Annotated in this window: 13 protein-coding genes, 1 rRNA gene and 1 pseudogene; 11 read left to right on the forward strand and 4 right to left on the reverse strand. The window is 69.6% G+C overall.

What is annotated here, in order from left to right:
• Window positions 1–11 precede the first annotated feature (11 nt).
• Entirely contained in the window at window positions 12–3,992 is a 3,981-nt protein-coding gene (eccCa, locus tag IPT68_RS27185; protein WP_189702058.1) for a type VII secretion protein EccCa, read from the reverse strand.
• 297 nt (window positions 3,993–4,289) lie between these two features.
• On the opposite strand from eccCa, the gene eccD reads away from it, so the two are divergent.
• Window positions 4,290–5,795 carry a type VII secretion integral membrane protein EccD gene (gene eccD, locus IPT68_RS27190; RefSeq protein ID WP_189702057.1) on the forward strand — a complete coding sequence of 502 codons (1,506 nt, stop codon included), beginning with the start codon at window positions 4,290–4,292 and terminating at the stop codon, window positions 5,793–5,795.
• A 160-nt stretch (window positions 5,796–5,955) separates the two neighbouring features.
• Here eccD and IPT68_RS27195 read toward each other — a convergent pair whose 3' ends face one another.
• Complete coding sequence (locus IPT68_RS27195) at window positions 5,956–6,252, reverse strand: DUF397 domain-containing protein (protein ID WP_189702056.1); 297 nt, start codon at window positions 6,250–6,252, stop codon at window positions 5,956–5,958.
• 571 nt (window positions 6,253–6,823) lie between these two features.
• Here IPT68_RS27195 and rpsO point away from each other — a divergent pair.
• The 6 genes and pseudogenes from rpsO to IPT68_RS34310 form a co-directional block, all read left to right on the forward strand.
• Window positions 6,824–7,111 (forward strand): 30S ribosomal protein S15, encoded by a 288-nt coding sequence (gene rpsO / locus IPT68_RS27200; RefSeq protein ID WP_004924725.1) that lies wholly within the window; start codon window positions 6,824–6,826, stop codon window positions 7,109–7,111.
• Between the two features lie 323 nt (window positions 7,112–7,434).
• Window positions 7,435–9,669: a polyribonucleotide nucleotidyltransferase gene (locus IPT68_RS27205; protein ID WP_189702055.1), complete on the forward strand. Its 2,235-nt coding sequence runs from the start codon at window positions 7,435–7,437 to the stop codon at window positions 9,667–9,669.
• Window positions 9,666–11,045 carry a M16 family metallopeptidase gene (locus IPT68_RS27210; protein ID WP_189702054.1) on the forward strand — a complete coding sequence of 460 codons (1,380 nt, stop codon included), beginning with the start codon at window positions 9,666–9,668 and terminating at the stop codon, window positions 11,043–11,045. The genes IPT68_RS27205 and IPT68_RS27210 overlap by 4 nt, the downstream gene beginning before the upstream one ends.
• Before the next feature lie 28 nt (window positions 11,046–11,073).
• Complete coding sequence (gene dapB, locus IPT68_RS27215) at window positions 11,074–11,826, forward strand: 4-hydroxy-tetrahydrodipicolinate reductase (RefSeq protein WP_189702053.1); 753 nt, start codon at window positions 11,074–11,076, stop codon at window positions 11,824–11,826.
• An 11-nt stretch (window positions 11,827–11,837) separates the two neighbouring features.
• Window positions 11,838–12,290, forward strand: coding sequence for a tetratricopeptide repeat protein (locus IPT68_RS27220; RefSeq protein WP_189702052.1), 453 nt, complete (start codon window positions 11,838–11,840; stop codon window positions 12,288–12,290).
• Window positions 12,291–12,348: 58 nt separating this feature from the next.
• Window positions 12,349–12,486: pseudogene (locus IPT68_RS34310) on the forward strand (tetratricopeptide repeat protein); the annotation flags it as partial.
• Window positions 12,487–13,008: 522 nt separating this feature from the next.
• Here IPT68_RS34310 and IPT68_RS27225 read toward each other — a convergent pair.
• Together IPT68_RS27225 and IPT68_RS27230 are read right to left on the reverse strand one after the other, a co-directional pair.
• The gene (locus IPT68_RS27225) at window positions 13,009–13,563 is read right to left on the reverse strand and encodes a YdbT family protein (RefSeq protein ID WP_189702086.1); all 555 of its coding nucleotides are present in this window, start codon (window positions 13,561–13,563) and stop codon (window positions 13,009–13,011) included.
• Window positions 13,564–13,663: 100 nt separating this feature from the next.
• On the reverse strand, window positions 13,664–13,903 hold the full coding sequence (locus IPT68_RS27230) for a hypothetical protein (RefSeq protein ID WP_189702051.1): 240 nt from the start codon (window positions 13,901–13,903) through the stop codon (window positions 13,664–13,666).
• A gap of 214 nt (window positions 13,904–14,117) precedes the next feature.
• Here IPT68_RS27230 and thyX point away from each other — a divergent pair, with 214 nt between their 5' ends.
• The 4 genes from thyX to IPT68_RS27250 all read left to right on the forward strand — a co-directional run bounded on the left by thyX (window position 14,118) and on the right by IPT68_RS27250 (window position 19,855).
• On the forward strand, window positions 14,118–14,876 hold the full coding sequence (thyX, locus tag IPT68_RS27235; protein WP_189702050.1) for an FAD-dependent thymidylate synthase: 759 nt from the start codon (window positions 14,118–14,120) through the stop codon (window positions 14,874–14,876).
• Window positions 14,877–15,087: 211 nt separating this feature from the next.
• Complete coding sequence (gene dapA / locus IPT68_RS27240; RefSeq protein ID WP_189702049.1) at window positions 15,088–15,987, forward strand: 4-hydroxy-tetrahydrodipicolinate synthase; 900 nt, start codon at window positions 15,088–15,090, stop codon at window positions 15,985–15,987.
• Between the two features lie 153 nt (window positions 15,988–16,140).
• Window positions 16,141–17,826: a ribonuclease J gene (locus IPT68_RS27245; RefSeq protein ID WP_189702048.1), complete on the forward strand. Its 1,686-nt coding sequence runs from the start codon at window positions 16,141–16,143 to the stop codon at window positions 17,824–17,826.
• Window positions 17,827–18,334: 508 nt separating this feature from the next.
• Window positions 18,335–19,855: ribosomal RNA gene (locus IPT68_RS27250) — 16S ribosomal RNA — on the forward strand.
• Window positions 19,856–19,879 lie beyond the last annotated feature (24 nt).

Below are 19,879 nucleotides of genomic sequence, written 5' to 3' on the forward strand. Positions count from 1 at the left end.
CGTACGACACCTCAGTACGCCCTCTCCGGCACCAACCCCACCTGCACCAACGGCTTCCCCCGCCGCCGCGACACGAAGACCCCCCGCCCCGCAGGCATCGGCCGGGGCCGCACCCCACCCAGCACGTCCCCCTCACCGGGGTCACCCGCCAGCACCACGCCCTGCGACCCCAGTTCCTTGACGCGCTGCATGAACGCCTCGTACGAGGCACGGCTCGCGCCGGCCGTCGAGCGGGCGATGATGAAGCGGACGCCCACGTCCCTGGCGAACGGCAACAGTTCCGTCAGTCCGCTGAGCGGATTCCCGCTCGACGTGGCGACCAGGTCGTAGTCGTCGATGACGACGTACACCGTCGGCCCCCGCCACCAGCTGCGGTCCCGCAACTGCTGTGCCGTCACGTCCGCTGTCGGCGTCCGGCGCTTCATCAGGTCTGCCAGCGCGGTCGTGTGGTGGTCCATGGCGTTGGACATGGGGATGTACTCGGCCAGGTGCGAGTCCGGCGTGACGCCCAGCAGCGAGCGCCGGTTGTCCACCACGAACAGCTTGCACTCGTCCCCCGAGTACCGCTCCGTCAGCTGCTTGATCAGCAGACGCAGCAGGTTCGACTTGCCCGACTCGCCCTCGCCGAAGACCAGGAAGAACGGGTCCTGCTCGAAGTCGACGAAGACAGGCTCGAGGTGGTCCTCGTCGAGGGCGAAGGCGACGCCCTTGCGTGGGAAGCGATGGCCCGGCGGCAGCTCGCTCGCCGCCAACTCCCGGGGCAGCAAGCGCACTTCGGGAGCCGGTGGCGCCTGCCAGTGCCGGGAGACCTCCGCGGCCAGCGCCTGCGTGGCGTCGGCGAGGTCCGTGTCCGAGGTGAGCCCGTCGATGCGCGGCACCGCCGCCATGAAGTGCAGCTTCTGCGGCGACTGACCGCGGCCCGGTACGCCCACCGGGACGTTGGCGGCGACCTTGCGGTCCAGCTCCGAGTCCATGGTGTCGCCGAGCCGCAGCTCCAGGCGGTTCATCAGGTGGTCCTTGAGGTTCGCCCGCACCTCCATCGACCGCGACGCCGTCAGCACGACGTGGATGCCGTAGCCGAGCCCGCGCGCCGCCATCTCCAGGACGATCGGCTCCAGCGTCTCGTAGTCCGACTTGAAGTTGCCCCAGCCGTCGATGACCAGGAAGACGTCGCCCCAGGGCTGGTCCGTGGCCGAGATCTCCCCCCGGGCGCGGCGGGCCCGGAAGTCCGCGATCGACGGGATCCCGGCCGAGCGGAAGTACTCCTCGCGGCGGGTCAGCACGCCGTACACCTCGGCCACCGTGCGCCGCACCCGCTCCGGGTCCAACCGTGAGGCCACGCCGCCCACGTGCGGCAGTCCGGCCACCGCGGCCATGCCACCGCCGCCGAAGTCGAGGCCGTAGAACTGGACCTCGTGCGGGGTGTGGGTGAGGGCGAAGGAGCAGATCAGCGTGCGCAGCAGAGTCGACTTGCCGGACTGCGGGCCGCCCAGGATCTGCATGTGGCCGGCCGCGCCCGAGAAGTCCACCCACAGCGCGTCACGTCGCTGCTCGTACGGTTTGTCGACCAGGCCGACCGGCACGACGAGGCGGCCCGCGCCCTCGTAGCCCGGCTGGGTGAGGCCCCGCTCCGGCACCGCGGTGAGCCCGGGCAGGAGCGCGTCGAGCGACGGCGGGCTGTCCAGCGGTGGCAGCCACACCTGGTGGGCCGCCGGGCCCTGCGCCTCCAGCCGGCGCACGATCACGTCGAGGACCGTGTCCGCGAGCGCCTCGTCGACCTCCGGCTGGTCCCCAGGGGACCCGGCCGCCCTCTGTTGGGGCACCTGCACGTACCGCACCGGCGCCTCGGCCGCCGTGAACAGCACGGGCCTCCGGTCCACCGGCAACGGACCGCCGCCCAGGGCCGCCCGCTGCCCGCCGGAACGGTAGACCCCGGACACGTACGCCGCCTTGAACCGCACCATCTCGTCCGTGCCGAACTTCAGGAAGCCCGATCCGGGGACGTTCGGCAGTTCGTAGGCGTTCGGCACGCCCAGCGCCGCGCGTGACTCCGCCGCCGAGAAGGTGCGCAGACCGATGCGGTACGACAGGTAGGTCTCCAGGCCGCGCAGCCGGCCCTCCTCCAGACGCTGCGAGGCGAGCAGCAGGTGCACCCCGAGCGAGCGGCCGATCCGGCCGATCTGCACGAACATCTCGATGAAGTCCGGTTTGGCGGTCAGCAGTTCGCTGAACTCGTCGATCACCAGGACCAGGGAGGGGATGGGCTGCAGGGCCGCACCCGCCGCCCGGGCCTTCTCGTAGTCGTGGATGTTGGCGAAGTTGCCCGCGTCCCGCAGCATCTCCTGGCGGCGGTTGAGCTCGCCGCGGATGGAGTCGCCCATGCGGTCGACCAGCGTCAGGTCGTCCACCAGGTTGGTGATCACGGCCGCGACGTGCGGCATCTGCGCCATACCGGCGAAGGTCGCGCCGCCCTTGAAGTCGGCGAGGACGAAGTTCAGGGTCTCCGAGGAGTGGGTGACCGCCAGGCCCAGCACCAGCGTGCGCAGCAGCTCGGACTTGCCGGAGCCGGTCGCGCCCACGCACAGGCCGTGCGGGCCCATGCCCTCCTGCGCCGCCTCCTTGAGGTCGAGCATCACGGGGCGGCCGTCCTCGCCGACGCCGATCGGCACCCGCAGCCGCTCGGCCAGCGAACGCGGACGCCAGGTGCGCCGGGTGTCGACGGACGCGGCGTCACCCAGGTTCAACAGGTCGGTGAACTCCAGGTTGGCCAGCAGTGGTTCGTCGTCGTCCCCGCCGGACGCCACCCGCAGCGGGGCCAGTTGCCGGGCGAGGGCCTCCGCGGACTCGTACGACAGGACGTCGGGCGTCCCCTCGTAGACGGCACCGTGCGCCGACTCCAGGCGCAGGGCGCCGGGCCCCACGACGACGGCGAGTTCGCCGCCGGTGCCGGCCGGCTCGCCGGGGCCGACTTCGAGGATGGTCACGCCCTGGAGGCCCTCGGGGTTGGCGAGGAGCGAGTCGGGGGGCAGCGACAGGCCGTCGAGGAGGACGACGATGTGGGGCCCGTCCGGCAGGTGCGGTGCGCTCGGGTGGAAACGGGGACGGCCGCCGAGCCGGGACGCGATCAGGTTCTCCAACTCCCGTGTGTCAGAGCCGATGAGGCGGCGGCTGCCGGCGCCGTCCACGGCGTCCGGGGCCTGGACGTGCGGCAGCCACTTGGCCCACTCCCAGTGCGCCAGCTCCTCGCGGCCCGCGGCGACGACGACGACCAGGTCGTCGGGGGAGTGCAGCGCGGCCAGTGAGCCGGCCAGGGCCCGGGCGCAGGACCGTACCGACTGCGGCTCGCCGCTGATCGTCACGTGGTAGAAGGCCCGCAGGGAGACGGCCATCGGAAGGTCGTCCAGGGTGCTGTGGACGGCGAGGAAACGCCGCAGGGCACCCGCCGTCAACGGCTCCAGTTGCTCGACCGGCCCCGTCTCGGGGGCGACGAGTGTGGTGGCGAGCGCCTGAGGGCCGAGACCGATGCGCACCTGGGCGAAGTCCTCGTCGCCCGGCCGCCGTTCCCACACGCGGCTGCCCTCCGCGACCAGCGCCCACAGCTGATCGGGAGAGGGGTGGAGGTAGTACTGCGCGTCCCGCTGCGCCTTCGCGGTGGTGATCGTGGTGCGGCGGATCTGTGTCAGGTAGCTCAGGTAGTCGCGGCGCAGGTCCGCCAACTGCCCCTGGGTGCCGCGGCGCCAGCGGACCACCATCGCGACGGACATGGCGATGGTCGACGCGATCATGACCATGCCCATGATCCTCATGAACGGCTGCCCGCTCGTGAAGAAGAAGACCACCGAGCCACCCATGCCGAGCGTCGGCAGGAGTTGCATCAGCACGCTCTCCTGATGCCCGCGCGGCAACTCCGGCGGAGGCTGCACGGCGATCTCGCCCGTGGGTACCTCGGACGGCAGCGAACGAGGAGGGCGCTTCACGACGATGTGGCTCACTGCTCACCAATTCCTCTGCCGGCCACGGTAAGTACCGTCCGCCACCCCGTGTCAGGCGGACGCAGGCCGCCGCGTGATCCTACTGACTTCCGGTGTGACGAGGGGGCGGTAAGGTGCCGGAAGTTCGCGTGAGCACATGTGCCACCGGCCTTTGAGACACGGGACGTTGCGTGCTCCTCGGCACTCCACGGCGCTCGCTCGGCGGCCCGGCCGGACCCGCGGGTCCCGCGGCGCGCGAACCGGCGCGGCTTTTTCACACCGTCGACGCCGAAGCATCACTCAGGGGGAGAGCAGCAGGTGAGCATCACGGCATCGGGGACGACCACCGCGCAAGGGCCCGGAACGGGAGGCGCTTCCGGCAACGGGCTCGGCTTCTGCCGGATCACGATCGTCGCGCCCGACAGCAGGATCGACGTGGCCCTGCCCGACGACGTCCCGGTCGTCGACATCTGTCCGGAAATCCTCCGGCTCTCCCGGCAGAGCCCCGCCGAGGGCGCGCCGGTCGGCTACCACCTCGTACGCCGGGACGGCAGGGTGCTCGACGGCTCCCGCTCGCTCGCCGCCCAGCAGATCCTCGACGGCGAACTCCTCACCCTGCGCCCCTTCTCCGAGTCGCTGCCGCCCGCCGTCCACGACGACGTGTCCGAGGCGGTGGCCTCGGCCGTCACCCGCGAGCACACCCTGTGGGGCGGCGACCTGACACGTGCGGCGGGCCTCGTCGGCGGTGGCGTCCTGCCGGCCCTGCTCGCCTTCGTGGCCTGGATGGGCGACCCGCGCCACGACATGCACGGCCTGCCCGGGGTCCTCGCCGCCGTCGCCGGCGTCCTCCTGGTGGCCCTCGCCTGCGTACGGGCGCGGGTGTACGACGACCGGTCCTCGGCCATCGCGCTGGGACTCGGCGCGCTGCCGAACGTCGCGGTGGCCGGCTCCGGGCTCCTTCCGCTCGCCGACGGCCAGGGCATCGGAAAGCTCCAGTTCCTGCTGGCCTGCGCGGCGGTGCTGCTCGCGGCGGTGCTGCTGACCCTGTGCTCGCCGAGCGGCGACGGCCCGTTCGTCGCCTGCTTGGTCGCCTCCGGGGTCGTCCTGGCCGCCGTGTTCGCCGGAATCCTCGCCCGCTGGACACCGTCCGAGATCGCCGCCCTGTGCGCCCCCGTCGCGGTGGGCGCCCTGGCCTTCCTGCCCGGCCTGTCCATGCGCTTCGCCCGGCTCCCCATCGGCTTCGACGCCCAGGCCTCCACCTCGCGCAGTGCGTACGGCGACGATCCGGCCCCTCAGGAGCCGGTCGACGTGGAGCGGATCACCGCCCAGGCCCGCCGCGGTCACGAACTCCTGGTCGGTCTGGTCGGGGGCTGTGCCCTGATCGCGGTCGGCTCCGGCGCGGTCCTCGGTTTCTCCGACGACGTCTGGGCGCAGCTGCTCGCACTCGCCGTGGGCATCGCCCTGCTGATGCGCGCCCAGCTCTTCCGCTACACCGCGCAGGTCGCCCCCGTCCTGGCCGCGGGCCTCGGCTCCCTCGTGCTGCTCGGGCTCGGTCTGGCGCTCGACCCACCGCTGTCGGTGGTCCGCGACGCCCTGACGGGTGACCGCACCGACCTGGACATCCGTACGATCTGGCTCGTCGCGGCGATCGCGGCGGTGTCCGCCGTCGTCACCGCGATCGGCCTGATCGCCTCGCGCGGCGGCGTCACCCCTTTCTGGGGCCGATTCCTGGAGATCGCCGAGGGCTTCGTCCTGCTGACCCTGGTGCCGCTGGCGCTGGCCGTCTTCGACGTGTACGCGGCCGCCCGGGCGATGACGAGCTGAACGGCGTGCGGGAAGCCGACGACGAGCCGAACGTCGTGCGGGAAGCCGACGACGAGCCGAACACACGGCACGGAAAGGACCCCCCGAGCGTGAGCTTCGGCCCGCCCTCGTTTATGTACACGCAGTCCGCGACGTCCGCGGAGGCGACCCGCGCAGCGGGCTACCGCTCCGCGACCCCGCCCCCTCCCGGCGCCGGCTCAAGATCGAACTCCCCGTCCCGCGCCCCCAGCACGAACGCCCGCCACTCCGCCTCCGTGTAGCGCAGCACGGTGCCGGGGTCGAGCGACGAGCGCATGGCCACGGCACCGCCGGGCAGGTAGGCGATCTCGACCCGCTCCTCGTGCTCCTCGGTGCCCGGCGCGCTGTGCCACTCGACGCCCGAGATGTCGAGCGCGTACAGCTCGTCCCGCTCCCGCTGCTTGCGCGCTGTGAGTTCCTGGTCCTCGGCATCGGCCATGGCGGCTCCGGTCCTTCCATCTGTGCCAACGAGCTGAGTCATCAGCCTACTTGGCGACGTTCCCCCAGGTCAGAGGTTTGGCTCAGACGCCCGCCCCTGCACTCGACCCGGGGTCGAGGGCGCGCACGATGCAGAAAGGTTCCGCCCCCTGGCGCCTTTCGGCCGCCCCACCGCGGCAGGGAGGCAGGGTGATCGACTGATCGCCCACCGTGAGCCCAAGCGATCGTCGCGGGAGCCGAAGGGAATCCGCACAATGTGCCCGGGCCGCTGACCGAGTCGAAGCGGTTCGCGCACCCGCACCTCGACTGCTCGCAGAGCGAGGTCGACAGTGGATTCGCACACCCGTCCCCCGATCACTCGCCGACCGGGCGCGACCGGGACCGCGGATCACCGCGGATCAGCGCCCCCCACTCCCCTGGTACCCTGACTGACGGCCGTATGTGTACGCACCCCCGGAGCCCCAGGCCCTGGAGGCCGCGCCCAGCGGATCCCCGCCTTCCGAGTCACGGAAGATCCCCCGAGATGTGGACCGGGGGCACTCGGCGGCAATCACAGACCATGAGGAGTACGCGTGTCGCTCGACGCCGCAGTGAAGAAGCAGATCATCTCCGAGTTCGGTACCAAGGAGGGTGACACCGGCTCCCCCGAGGTCCAGGTCGCTCTGCTGTCCCGTCGGATCTCCGACCTGACCGAGCACCTCAAGACCCACAAGCACGACCACCACTCCCGCCGTGGCCTGCTGATCCTGGTCGGTCAGCGCCGCCGGCTGCTGCAGTACCTCGCCAAGAAGGACATCCAGCGCTTCCGTGCGCTGGTCGACCGCCTCGGCATCCGCCGCGGTGCGGCGGGCGCCAAGTAAGACGCCGTGAAGGGAGCGGTTCCCACTTCTAGGGGGCCGCTCCCTTTGCTGTACGTGCGGAGTGTCACCACCCCTTTGTAGTGTGGTAGCACAACGCAAGACACACGACACAGCGTGATTCCGCGTGCCTGACGGGTATGGCGGAACACAAGACGAACGAGGAGGAGCGCACCTCGCCGCCGCCGGTCCTCGGTAGTGGCCCCCGGGGGAAGTGAGCCCCGGGTGCTTCGATCGAAGACCGGCCCGCACCAGACGGAGCGCTTCTCCGCCACCGTCCCCCCACCACACGGGTGAGGAGGGACGAAGACGAGGAGAAAACGCTAGTGGAGAACGAGACCCACTACGCCGAGGCCGTCATCGACAACGGCGCCTTCGGCACCCGTACCATCCGCTTCGAGACGGGCCGCCTGGCCAAGCAGGCCGCCGGTTCCGCCGTGGCGTACCTGGACGACGACACCATGGTGCTGTCGGCCACCACCGCCTCCAAGACCCCCAAGGACCAGCTGGACTTCTTCCCGCTGACGGTCGACGTCGAGGAGCGGATGTACGCGGCCGGGAAGATCCCCGGTTCCTTCTTCCGCCGTGAGGGCCGGCCGAGCGAGGACGCGATCCTCACCTGCCGCCTCATCGACCGCCCGCTGCGCCCGTCCTTCAAGAAGGGCCTGCGCAACGAGATCCAGGTCGTCGCCACGATCATGGCGCTCAACCCCGACCACCTGTACGACGTCGTGGCCATCAACGCCGCGTCCGCGTCCACGCAGCTGGCCGGCCTGCCCTTCTCCGGCCCGATCGGCGGCGTCCGCGTCGCGCTGATCCGCGGCCAGTGGGTGGCCTTCCCGACGCACACCGAGCTCGAGGACGCCGTCTTCGACATGGTCGTCGCGGGCCGCGTCCTGGAGGACGGCGACGTCGCGATCATGATGGTCGAGGCCGAGGCCACCGAGAAGACCATCAAGCTGGTCGAGGGTGGCGCCGAGGCCCCCACCGAGGAGGTCGTCGCCGCCGGTCTGGAGGCCGCGAAGCCCTACATCAAGGTGCTCTGCAAGGCCCAGTCGGACCTCGCCGCCAAGGCCGCCAAGCCGACCGCCGAGTTCCCGATCTTCCTGGACTACCAGGACGACGTCTTCGAGGCGCTGACCGGCGCCGTCCGCCCCGAGCTCGGCCAGGCGCTCACCATCGCCGGCAAGCAGGAGCGCGAGGCGGAGCTGGACCGCGTCAAGCAGCTCGCCGCCGAGAAGCTCCTGCCCGAGTTCGAGGGCCGCGAGAAGGAGATCTCCGCCGCGTACCGCTCGCTCACCAAGCAGCTGGTCCGCGAGCGCGTGATCAAGGAGAAGAAGCGCATCGACGGGCGCGGACTCACCGACATCCGCACCCTGGCCGCCGAGGTCGAGGCCATCCCGCGGGTCCACGGCTCCGCGGTGTTCGAGCGTGGCGAGACCCAGATCCTGGGCGTCACCACCCTGAACATGCTCCGCATGGAGCAGCAGCTGGACACCCTCTCCCCGGTGACCCGCAAGCGCTACATGCACAACTACAACTTCCCGCCATACTCCACCGGCGAGACCGGCCGCGTCGGCTCCCCCAAGCGCCGCGAGATCGGCCACGGCGCCCTCGCCGAGCGGGCCCTCATCCCGGTCCTGCCGACCCGCGAGGAGTTCCCCTACGCGATCCGCCAGGTCTCCGAGGCGCTCAGCTCGAACGGCTCGACGTCCATGGGCTCGGTCTGCGCCTCCACCATGTCGCTGCTGAACGCCGGTGTGCCGCTCAAGGCCCCCGTCGCCGGTATCGCCATGGGCCTGATCTCCCAGGAGATCGAGGGCGAGACGCACTACGTCACCCTCACCGACATCCTCGGTGCGGAGGACGCCTTCGGCGACATGGACTTCAAGGTCGCCGGCACCAAGGAGTTCGTGACCGCCCTCCAGCTCGACACCAAGCTGGACGGCATCCCCGCCTCCGTCCTGGGCGCGGCCCTGAAGCAGGCCCGCGACGCCCGTCTCCACATCCTCGACGTGATGATGGAGGCGATCGACCGGCCCGACGAGATGTCCCCGAACGCGCCGCGGATCATCACCGTGAAGATCCCGGTCGACAAGATCGGCGAGGTCATCGGCCCCAAGGGCAAGATGATCAACCAGATCCAGGAGGACACGGGCGCCGAGATCACGATCGAGGACGACGGCACCATCTACATCGGCGCCGCCGACGGCCCCTCCGCCGAGGCCGCCCGGGCCACGATCAACGGCATCGCCAACCCGACGATGCCCGAGGTCGGCGAGCGCTACCTCGGTACGGTCGTGAAGACGACGACCTTCGGCGCGTTCGTCTCCCTGCTGCCCGGCAAGGACGGCCTGCTGCACATCTCGCAGATCCGCAAGCTGGCCGGCGGCAAGCGCGTGGAGAACGTCGAGGACGTGCTCGGCGTCGGCCACAAGGTCCAGGTCGAGATCGCCGAGATCGACTCCCGCGGCAAGCTCTCCCTGATCCCGGTCATCGAGGGCGAGACCGAGTCCACCGGCGGCTCCGGCGACGAGTCGAAGGACGACGCCGACCAGTGACGTCCCGTAGCTCCAAGGTGACGGCCCGCCCCTCTTCGGAGGCGCGGGCCGTCGCCCGTACCCAAACACTCATCAAGGGCACCGGCGGCATCGGCACCGTCCGCAAGACCACCCTCCCCGGCGGTCTCCGCGTCGTCACCGAGACGCTGCCCTCCGTGCGCTCCGCCACCTTCGGCATCTGGGCGCACGTCGGCTCCCGCGACGAGACGCCGTCCCTGAACGGCGCCACGCACTACCTGGAACACCTCCTCTTCAAGGGCACGCAGAGAAGGAGCGCCCTGGACATCTCCGCCGCCCTCGACGCGGTCGGCGGCGAGATGAACGCGTTCACGGCGAAGGAGTACACGTGCTACTACGCACGCGTGCTCGACGCCGATCTCCCGCTCGCCATCGACGTCGTCTGCGACATGCTGACCGGCTCGCTCATCCTCGAAGACGACGTCAACGTCGAGCGCGGCGCCATCCTCGAAGAGATCGCGATGACCGAGGACGACCCGAGCGACTGCGTGCACGACCTGTTCGCGCACACGATGTTCGGCGACAACGCCCTCGGCCGCCCGGTCCTCGGCACGGTCGACACGGTCAACGCCCTCACCGCCGACCGCATCCGCCGCTTCTACAAGAAGCACTACGACCCCACCCACCTCGTGGTCGCCTGCGCCGGCAACATCGACCACAACAAGGTCGTACGGCTGGTCCGCGCCGCCTTCGAGAAGGCCGGCGCCCTCAACGACCACGCCGCCCGGCCCATCGGCCCGCGCGACGGCCGCCGTGCCCTGCGCACCGCCGGCCGCGTCGAGCTGCTCGGCCGCAAGACCGAGCAGGCCCACGTCGTGCTCGGTATGCCGGGACTCGCCCGCACCGACGACCGCCGCTGGGCCCTCGGCGTGCTGAACACCGCCCTCGGCGGCGGCATGTCGTCCCGGCTCTTCCAGGAGGTGCGGGAGAAGCGCGGCCTCGCCTACAGCGTCTACTCGTACACCTCCGGCTTCGCCGACTGCGGCCTGTTCGGCGTGTACGCCGGCTGCCGGCCGAGCCAGGTGCACGACGTGCTGAAGATCTGCCGCGACGAACTCGACCACGTAGCCGAGCACGGCCTGTCCGACGACGAGATCGACCGCGCCATCGGCCAGCTCCGCGGTTCCACGGTCCTCGGCCTGGAGGACACCGGCGCGCTGATGAACCGAATCGGCAAGAGCGAGCTGTGCTGGGGCGAGCAGATGTCCGTCGACGACATGCTGGGCCGCATCGCGGCGGTCACCCCGGACGACGTCCGGGCGGTCGCGCGCGACATCCTCGGACAGCGGCCCTCGCTGTCGGTCATCGGCCCGCTGAAGGACAAGCAGGCGTCGCGTCTGCACGACGCGGTCGCCTGACCCCCGTCTCCGGTAAGGAAGCAACAACATGAGCAAGCTGCGCGTGGCGGTCCTCGGTGCCCAGGGCCGGATCGGCTCGGAGGCGGTACGAGCCGTCGAGACCGCCGAGGACATGGAACTGGTCGCCGCCCTCGGCCGGGGCGACAAGCTGGAGACGCTGGCCGAGACCGGCGCCCAGGTCGCCGTCGAACTCACCACTCCCGCCTCGGTGATGGGCAACCTCGACTTCTGCGTACGGCACGGCATCCACGCCGTCGTCGGTACGACCGGCTGGACCGACGAGCGCCTCGCGCAGCTGCGCGGCTGGCTGGACCAGTCCCCGGAGACGGGCGTGCTGATCGCGCCCAACTTCTCCATCGGGGCCGTGCTCACCATGAAGTTCGCGCAGATCGCCGCGCCCTACTTCGAGTCCGTCGAGGTCGTCGAGCTGCACCACCCCAACAAGGTCGACGCCCCCAGCGGCACCGCGACGCGCACTGCCCAGCTCATCGCGCAGGCCCGCCGTGCGGCCGGGACGGCGCCGGCGCCGGACGCCACCGTCACGGCCCTGGACGGCGCCCGCGGCGCGGACGTCGACGGCGTGCCGGTGCACGCGGTGCGCCTGCGCGGTCTGCTCGCCCACCAGGAGGTCCTGCTCGGCGGCGAGGGCGAGACCCTCACGATCCGGCACGACTCCCTGCACCACAGCAGCTTCATGCCGGGCATCCTGCTGGGCGCCCGCCGCGTGGTGACCACCCCGGGCCTCACCTTCGGCCTGGAACACTTCCTCGACCTGGGCTAAGCCGGACCCTCATGCGCGCGAAGCTCTCCTACCTCGTCACGGCCGCCGTCCTGGTCTTCTACTTCGTCCTGGTCGGCAGCCGTGGCGTACTGCTCATCGAGACCGGCTCGCTGATCGCCGTGACCTTCGGCGTCGCGGTGCTGGTGCTGCCGTTCATCGGCCTGTGGTTCCTCTGGAAGAACACCCAGTTCGTCCGCAGGGCCAACCGGCTCGCCGCCGAACTCGACGCCGAGGGCGGCCTGCCCGTCGACGAGCTCAAGCGCCTGCCCAGCGGCCGCATCGACCGCGACTCGGCCGACGAGGTCTTCGCCCGGCGCAAGGCCGAGACCGAGGCGGCACCGGACGACTGGCGCACCTGGTTCCGCCTGGCCGTCGCCTACCACGATGCCCGCGACACCTCGCGCGCCCGCAAGGCGATGCAGCGGGCGATCGCCCTCCACGACGGCAAGCCGGTCGGGGCCTGAACCGCGCCGACCTGGCCGACACCGGGCGACGCGGCCTCGTCGATGCCGGGCGGGACGGACGTCGCCGGCACCGGGCGACTGGCGCACCTGGTTCCGCCTGGCCGTCGCTTACCACGATGCCCGCGACACCTCGCGGGCCCGCAAGGCGATGCAGCGGGCGATCGCCCTCCACGACGGCAAGCCGGTCGGGGCCTGAACCGCGCCGACCTGGCCGACACCGGGCGACATGGGCCGCGTCCGAAGCCGGGCGACACGAGCCCGGCCGACAACGGGTGTCCCGGCTTATGCCGACACCGGGTACCGAGCCTCGCCGGAACATGGGCGACCTGGTTCCGGCCGACACGAGGCGTGCCGGGCCTCGCCGAATCAGGGAGACTTCGGTTGCGCCGAGCGCCGCGTCGGCCGGATCTTGTCGGCGCAAGGCGACGTGCGTTTGCCGACCCTGGGCCGGCGGTTCTTGCCTTGACGAGGCGCCGTGACCGTGAGTCCTGCCGGGACGGGGCGCCCCGGGTCTCCTCGACGCGAAACGGCCCGCCCAGTGCCGGCGCAGGGCGCCCCGAATGGTGCCGACGCCAGGCGTCCCGAGGCCCGTCGGCATCTCGCGACCCGGCCTCTCGGAACCCGCGCGAAAACGACTCCAGCAGCCGGGTCTCGTCAGGACGCGCGCGAAAAGGCCACGCGTAGCCGGGTCTCACCAGCATCGCGTGGCCGCCCGCGCTCAGTCCCGTCCGTACTCCGATGCCCAGGCCTCCACCGCGTCCGCCGCCCGGTCGAACGCCTCCGGCCGGGCCAGGAAGTCGGCGTTGTGCGTGGTCAGCAGGTACGGCGCGTCGTCCGCGGACCGGTCCCTGCGGACGAGGATCAGCGCCTGCCCCTGCACCGTGCGCGGCAGCCCCAGCCAGCGCACCGGCTGCTGCACCGTCCGCACGGCGGCGACCCGCTCCCACGGCAGGGTCCGGGTGACGAGGAAGCGCACCTGACGCAGCCCGTGCGCGCTCACCCACACGCCCATGCGCAGCAGCCGCAGCGCGACCGCGATGACCGCCAGCGCGATGCCGAACACCACACCGGAAGAGGGCAGCGTGCCGGCCAGCGCGATGATCACCGCCGCGAACAGCACGAACGAGGCGAGCAGCAGCCAGACCGAGGCCACACTCACCCGCCAGGGGCCGGGACGGTAGGGCCGCCGCCAGCGGTCGCGGTCGTCGAACGGCAGCGCGACGTCGTCCGCGGTGTCGAAAGCGCGGTCGGCCGTCAGGAAGGACAGGGGCACGGCTGGATCCTCACTCATCCATGCATGGGCTGTGCCCGGTGAGGCTATCGACCCGTGCCCCGGCCCACCACCCTTGGGGGTCCGTCCGAGTCGCGCCCGCTCAGCGCCCGTCGGACGCCTGTGACTGCTGCGTCGGCGTGGACAAGTGGTCCTGCTCCAGCGCCGGCGTGCCGACGACCAGGGAGCCCACGAGCGCGGCCACGATGGTGAGCCCCATGAGCCAGCGCCCGGCGATCTGCCCGGCGGTCGCACGCTCGGGGGGCGGGGGAGTGACATTGCTGCGGAACCGCTCTGCTTCGGCGAGGAAGGCGAAGGGTACGGGTTCGCGCCGACGGAACATCGGGGGTCCTGCTCCTCTCTGGACTCGAACGAGTCACTGTCATCAACACAGACGAGCGGGTGCCGCGAAAGGTGCCCGGTTAAGCCGGATTGGCAGAACTTTCGCCGCGCTTCGCCGAAGTTGTCGCGGCCCGGCACCGAACGCCCCGTTGTCAGAGCTGGGCCGTAGAGTGGGCGCCGCCCGAGAGAAGTGGATGGAAGGGACTCTCCAAGCCGTGACCGACACCCCTGCCGACGCAGCCAATGACGCTCCGGACCTCAAGCCGAGCTTCCGCGGCGATGTCACCGTCGAGCTGGTCAAGCACACCGCCTCGGACGCCGACGTGCTCTTCGCCGCCCGCGTCTCGACCCTCGGTGAGCAGTCCCTGGACGAACTGAAGAAGGACCCCGAGCGCTCCAAGGGCCTCATCAACTACCTGATGCGGGACCGGCACGGCAGCCCCTTCGAGCACAACTCGATGACCTTCCTCATCAGCGCCCCGATCTTCGTCTTCCGCGAGTTCATGCGGCACCGCGTGGGCTGGTCGTACAACGAGGAGTCCGGCCGTTACCGCGAGCTCCAGCCGGTCTTCTACGTCCCCGACGAGTCCCGCAAGCTGGTCCAGGAGGGCCGCCCCGGCAAGTACCGCTTCGTCGAGGGCACGCAGGCGCAGCAGGAGCTGGTCGGCCGCGTCATGGAGGACTCGTACCGCCAGTCCTACGAGGCGTACCAGGAGATGCTCGCCGCCGGCGTCGCCCGCGAGGTCGCCCGCGCGGTCCTCCCGGTCGGTCTGTTCTCCTCCATGTACGCCACGTGCAACGCCCGCTCGCTGATGCACTTCATCGGCCTGCGCACCCAGCACGAGCTCGCCAAGGTGCCGTCGTTCCCGCAGCGTGAGATCGAGATGGTCGGCGAGAGGATGGAGGCGGAGTGGGCCAGGCTCATGCCGCTCACGTACGCGGCCTTCAACGCCAACGGCCGGGTGGCGCCGTAACGCACCGGCGTTTTCCGGGCGGGCACTGATGTACGGGCCAGTCGGGCGAAGTGTCCGTATTGCGGCATTTAGAGAAGTTCATCTAGCCTGATCAAACGGACCCGGCACTGCTTGAACCCCCGAGCAGGCAGTGCCGGGCTCCACCTTTGTCCTGACTTTTCCCGCACCCTGAGGGCAGACCAGGCCTTGAGCAACGAGTAGCGTGTAACCCATGGCTCCGACCTCCACTCCGCAGGCCCCCTTCGGGCGGGTCCTTACCGCCATGGTCACGCCCTTCACGGCGGACGGCGCACTCGACCTCGACGGCGCGCAGCGGCTCGCCACGCACCTGGTGGACGCAGGCAACGACGGCCTGATCATCAACGGCACCACCGGCGAGTCCCCCACCACCAGCGACGCGGAGAAATCGGACCTCGTACGAGCCGTCCTGGAGGCGGTGGGCGACCGCGCCCACATCGTCGCCGGTGTGGGCACCAACGACACCCACCACAGCATCGAGCTGGCCCGCGCCGCCGAGCAGACCGGCGCACACGGCCTCCTCGTCGTCACGCCGTACTACAACAAGCCCCCGCAGGAGGGCCTCTACCGGCACTTCACGGCCGTCGCCGACGCCACCGAGCTGCCGGTCATGCTCTACGACATCCCCGGCCGCAGTGGCGTCCCGATCAACACCGAGACGCTGGTCCGCCTCGCCGAGCACCCCCGGATCGTCGCCAACAAGGACGCCAAGGGCGACTTGGGTCGCGCCGGCTGGGCCATCGCCCGCTCCGGCCTCGCCTGGTACTCCGGCGACGACATGCTCAACCTGCCGCTGCTCTCCGTGGGAGCCGTCGGCTTCGTCTCCGTCGTCGGCCACGTGGTCACCCCGGAGCTGCGCGAGCTGGTCGAGGCCTACACCAGCGGCGACGTCCAGAAGGCGACCGAGATCCACCAGAAGCTGCTCCCGGTCTACACGGGCATGTTCCGCACCCAGGGCGTCATGACCACCAAGGCCGCACTCGCCCTGCAGGGACTGCCCGGCGGCCCGCTGCGGCCGCCCATGGTCGAGCTCACGCCGCAGGAGATCGAGCAGCTCAAGATCGATCTTGCCGCCGGCGGGGTACAGCTCTGACAACAGACTTCGCCCAACCGGGCGCGCATGGACTTCACAACTGAATAAGCGGGCCACCGGTGCCCGCACCCCACAACGACAACTGCTTCTGCACGAACGTCATGCGCGCCACGTCCCCCACCGGTACGTGGCGCGTGTGGTGAGGAGAGTCTTTTGAGCCATCCGCATCCTGAACTCGGCCCGCCCCCGCCGCTCCCCGAAGGCGGCCTGCGGGTCACCCCGCTCGGCGGCCTCGGCGAGATCGGCCGGAACATGACCGTCTTCGAGTACGGCGGCCGCCTGCTGATCGTCGACTGCGGAGTGCTCTTCCCCGAGGAGGAGCAGCCCGGAATCGACCTGATCCTGCCGGACTTCTCGTCCATCCGGGACCGCCTCGACGACATCGAGGGCATCGTCCTCACGCACGGCCACGAGGACCACATCGGCGGCGTCCCCTTCCTGCTCCGCGAGAAGCCGGACATCCCGCTGATCGGCTCCAAGCTGACCCTGGCCCTGATCGAGGCCAAGCTCCAGGAGCACCGGATCCGTCCCTACACGCTCGAGGTCGCCGAGGGCCAGCGCGAGCGCATCGGCCCCTTCGACTGCGAGTTCGTCGCGGTCAACCACTCCATCCCGGACGCGCTCGCGGTCGCCATCCGCACCCCCGCCGGCATGGTCGTGCACACCGGCGACTTCAAGATGGACCAGCTCCCGCTGGACAACCGCCTCACCGACCTCCACGCGTTCGCACGCCTGAGCGAGGAAGGCATCGACCTCCTCCTCAGCGACTCCACGAACGCCGAGGTCCCCGGGTTCACCCCGCACGAGCGCGACATCTCCAACGTCCTGCGCCAGGTCTTCGCGTCCGCCCGCCGGCGCATCATCGTGGCGAGCTTCGCCAGTCATGTCCACCGCATCCAGCAGATTCTGGACGCGGCCCACGAGTACGGCCGCCGGGTCGCCTTCGTCGGCCGCTCCATGGTCCGCAACATGGGCATCGCCCGGGACCTCGGCTACCTCAAGGTCCCGCCGGGCCTCGTCGTCGACGTCAAGACGCTCGACGACCTCCCGGACGGCGAGGTGGTCCTCGTCTGCACAGGCAGCCAGGGCGAGCCGATGGCCGCGCTCTCCCGCATGGCCAACCGAGACCACCAGATCCGGATCGTCGAGGGCGACACGGTGATCCTGGCGTCGTCCCTGATCCCCGGCAACGAGAACGCGGTGTACCGCGTGATCAACGGCCTCACCCGCTGGGGCGCCAACGTCGTCCACAAGGGCAACGCCAAGGTCCACGTCTCCGGCCACGCGTCGGCGGGCGAGCTCCTGTACTTCTACAACATCTGCCGACCGCGCAACCTGATGCCGGTCCACGGCGAATGGCGTCATCTGCGCGCCAACGCCGAGCTGGGCGCCCTCACCGGCGTCCCGCACGACCGCATCGTCATCGCCGAGGACGGCGTCGCCGTCGACCTCGTCGAGGGCAAGGCGAAGATCTCCGGCAAGGTCCAGGCGGGGTACGTGTACGTCGACGGCCTCTCGGTCGGCGATGTCGGCGAGCCGGCGCTGAAGGACCGCAAGATCCTCGGCGAGGAGGGCATCATCTCGGTCTTCGTCGTCGTGGACGCGTCCACGGGCAAGATCACAGGTGGCCCGCACGTGCAGGCCCGCGGCTCGGGCATCGAGGACGCGGCCTTCATCGACGTCCTCCCGAAGATCACCGAGGTCCTCGAGCGCTCGGCGCAGGACGGCGTCGTGGAGCCTCACCAGCTCCAGCAGCTCATCCGCCGCACGCTGGGCAAGTGGGTCTCCGACACCTACCGCCGCAGGCCCATGATCCTGCCGGTGGTCGTGGAGGTCTGACCCGCGTAGGACCCCTTCGTCCGCCCGGACTTGGAGCGGGGCGCCTCGATTTGCATCGGGGCGCCCCGCTCCAGTAGGTTTACGGCTCGCTCCCCCGGGAACCCGGCCACTCCGTGCGCCGGAGTCAGTCTCCGGAGCGGGGCGGAAATCCGACTCAGAATCTCTGATAAAGTCGGAAGCGCCGGAAAGGGAAACGCGAAAGCGGGAACCTGGAAAGCACCGAGGAAATCGGATCGAGAAAAGATCTGATAGAGTCGGAAACACCGAAGGGAAGCGCCCGGAGGAAAGCCCGAGAGAGTATCTCGGGTGAGTACGAAGGAAGCGTCCGTTCCTTGAGAACTCAACAGCGTGCCAAAAGTCAACGCCAGATATGTTGATACCCCGTCTCCGGTCATCAGACCGGGACGTGGTTCCTTTGAAGAAAACACAGCGAGGACGCTGTGAACGGTCGGGCTTATTCCGCTCGACGGTTCCGCTCCCGTGTGTGTCACCGGATCACCGGTAAACATTCACGGAGAGTTTGATCCTGGCTCAGGACGAACGCTGGCGGCGTGCTTAACACATGCAAGTCGAACGATGAACCACTTCGGTGGGGATTAGTGGCGAACGGGTGAGTAACACGTGGGCAATCTGCCCTGCACTCTGGGACAAGCCCTGGAAACGGGGTCTAATACCGGATACGAGCCTCCTCCGCATGGTGGGGGTTGGAAAGCTCCGGCGGTGCAGGATGAGCCCGCGGCCTATCAGCTTGTTGGTGAGGTAACGGCTCACCAAGGCGACGACGGGTAGCCGGCCTGAGAGGGCGACCGGCCACACTGGGACTGAGACACGGCCCAGACTCCTACGGGAGGCAGCAGTGGGAATATTGCACAATGGGCGCAAGCCTGATGCAGCGACGCCGCGTGAGGATGACGGCCTTCGGGTTGTAAACCTCTTTCAGCAGGAAGAAGCGCAAGTGACGGTACCTGCAGAAGAAGCGCCGGCTAACTACGTGCCAGCAGCCGCGGTAATACGTAGGGCGCAAGCGTTGTCCGGAATTATTGGGCGTAAAGAGCTCGTAGGCGGCTTGTCGCGTCGGTTGTGAAAGCCCGGGGCTTAACCCCGGGTCTGCAGTCGATACGGGCAGGCTAGAGTTCGGTAGGGAGATCGGAATTCCTGGTGTAGCGGTGAAATGCGCAGATATCAGGAGGAACACCGGTGGCGAAGGCGGATCTCTGGGCCGATACTGACGCTGAGGAGCGAAAGCGTGGGGAGCGAACAGGATTAGATACCCTGGTAGTCCACGCCGTAAACGGTGGGCACTAGGTGTGGGCAACATTCCACGTTGTCCGTGCCGCAGCTAACGCATTAAGTGCCCCGCCTGGGGAGTACGGCCGCAAGGCTAAAACTCAAAGGAATTGACGGGGGCCCGCACAAGCGGCGGAGCATGTGGCTTAATTCGACGCAACGCGAAGAACCTTACCAAGGCTTGACATACACCGGAAACATCCAGAGATGGGTGCCCCCTTGTGGTCGGTGTACAGGTGGTGCATGGCTGTCGTCAGCTCGTGTCGTGAGATGTTGGGTTAAGTCCCGCAACGAGCGCAACCCTTGTCCCGTGTTGCCAGCAGGCCCTTGTGGTGCTGGGGACTCACGGGAGACCGCCGGGGTCAACTCGGAGGAAGGTGGGGACGACGTCAAGTCATCATGCCCCTTATGTCTTGGGCTGCACACGTGCTACAATGGCCGGTACAATGAGCTGCGATACCGCGAGGTGGAGCGAATCTCAAAAAGCCGGTCTCAGTTCGGATTGGGGTCTGCAACTCGACCCCATGAAGTCGGAGTCGCTAGTAATCGCAGATCAGCATTGCTGCGGTGAATACGTTCCCGGGCCTTGTACACACCGCCCGTCACGTCACGAAAGTCGGTAACACCCGAAGCCGGTGGCCCAACCCCTTGTGGGAGGGAGCTGTCGAAGGTGGGACTGGCGATTGGGACGAAGTCGTAACAAGGTAGCCGTACCGGAAGGTGCGGCTGGATCACCTCCTTTCTAAGGAGCACTTCTCACCGAGTC

The organism is Streptomyces chromofuscus (assembly GCF_015160875.1).
Classification (GTDB): domain Bacteria; phylum Actinomycetota; class Actinomycetes; order Streptomycetales; family Streptomycetaceae; genus Streptomyces; species Streptomyces chromofuscus.

Coding starts and splice junctions, on each gene's coding strand:
- IPT68_RS27195 (WP_189702056.1), bottom strand. CDS start 6,252: ATGGCCGATGCCGAGGACCAGGAACTCACAGCGCGCAAGCAGCGGGAG.
- dapB (WP_189702053.1), top strand. CDS start 11,074: ATGAGCAAGCTGCGCGTGGCGGTCCTCGGTGCCCAGGGCCGGATCGGC.
- dapA (WP_189702049.1), top strand. CDS start 15,088: ATGGCTCCGACCTCCACTCCGCAGGCCCCCTTCGGGCGGGTCCTTACC.
- IPT68_RS27220 (WP_189702052.1), top strand. CDS start 11,838: ATGCGCGCGAAGCTCTCCTACCTCGTCACGGCCGCCGTCCTGGTCTTC.
- IPT68_RS27230 (WP_189702051.1), bottom strand. CDS start 13,903: ATGTTCCGTCGGCGCGAACCCGTACCCTTCGCCTTCCTCGCCGAAGCA.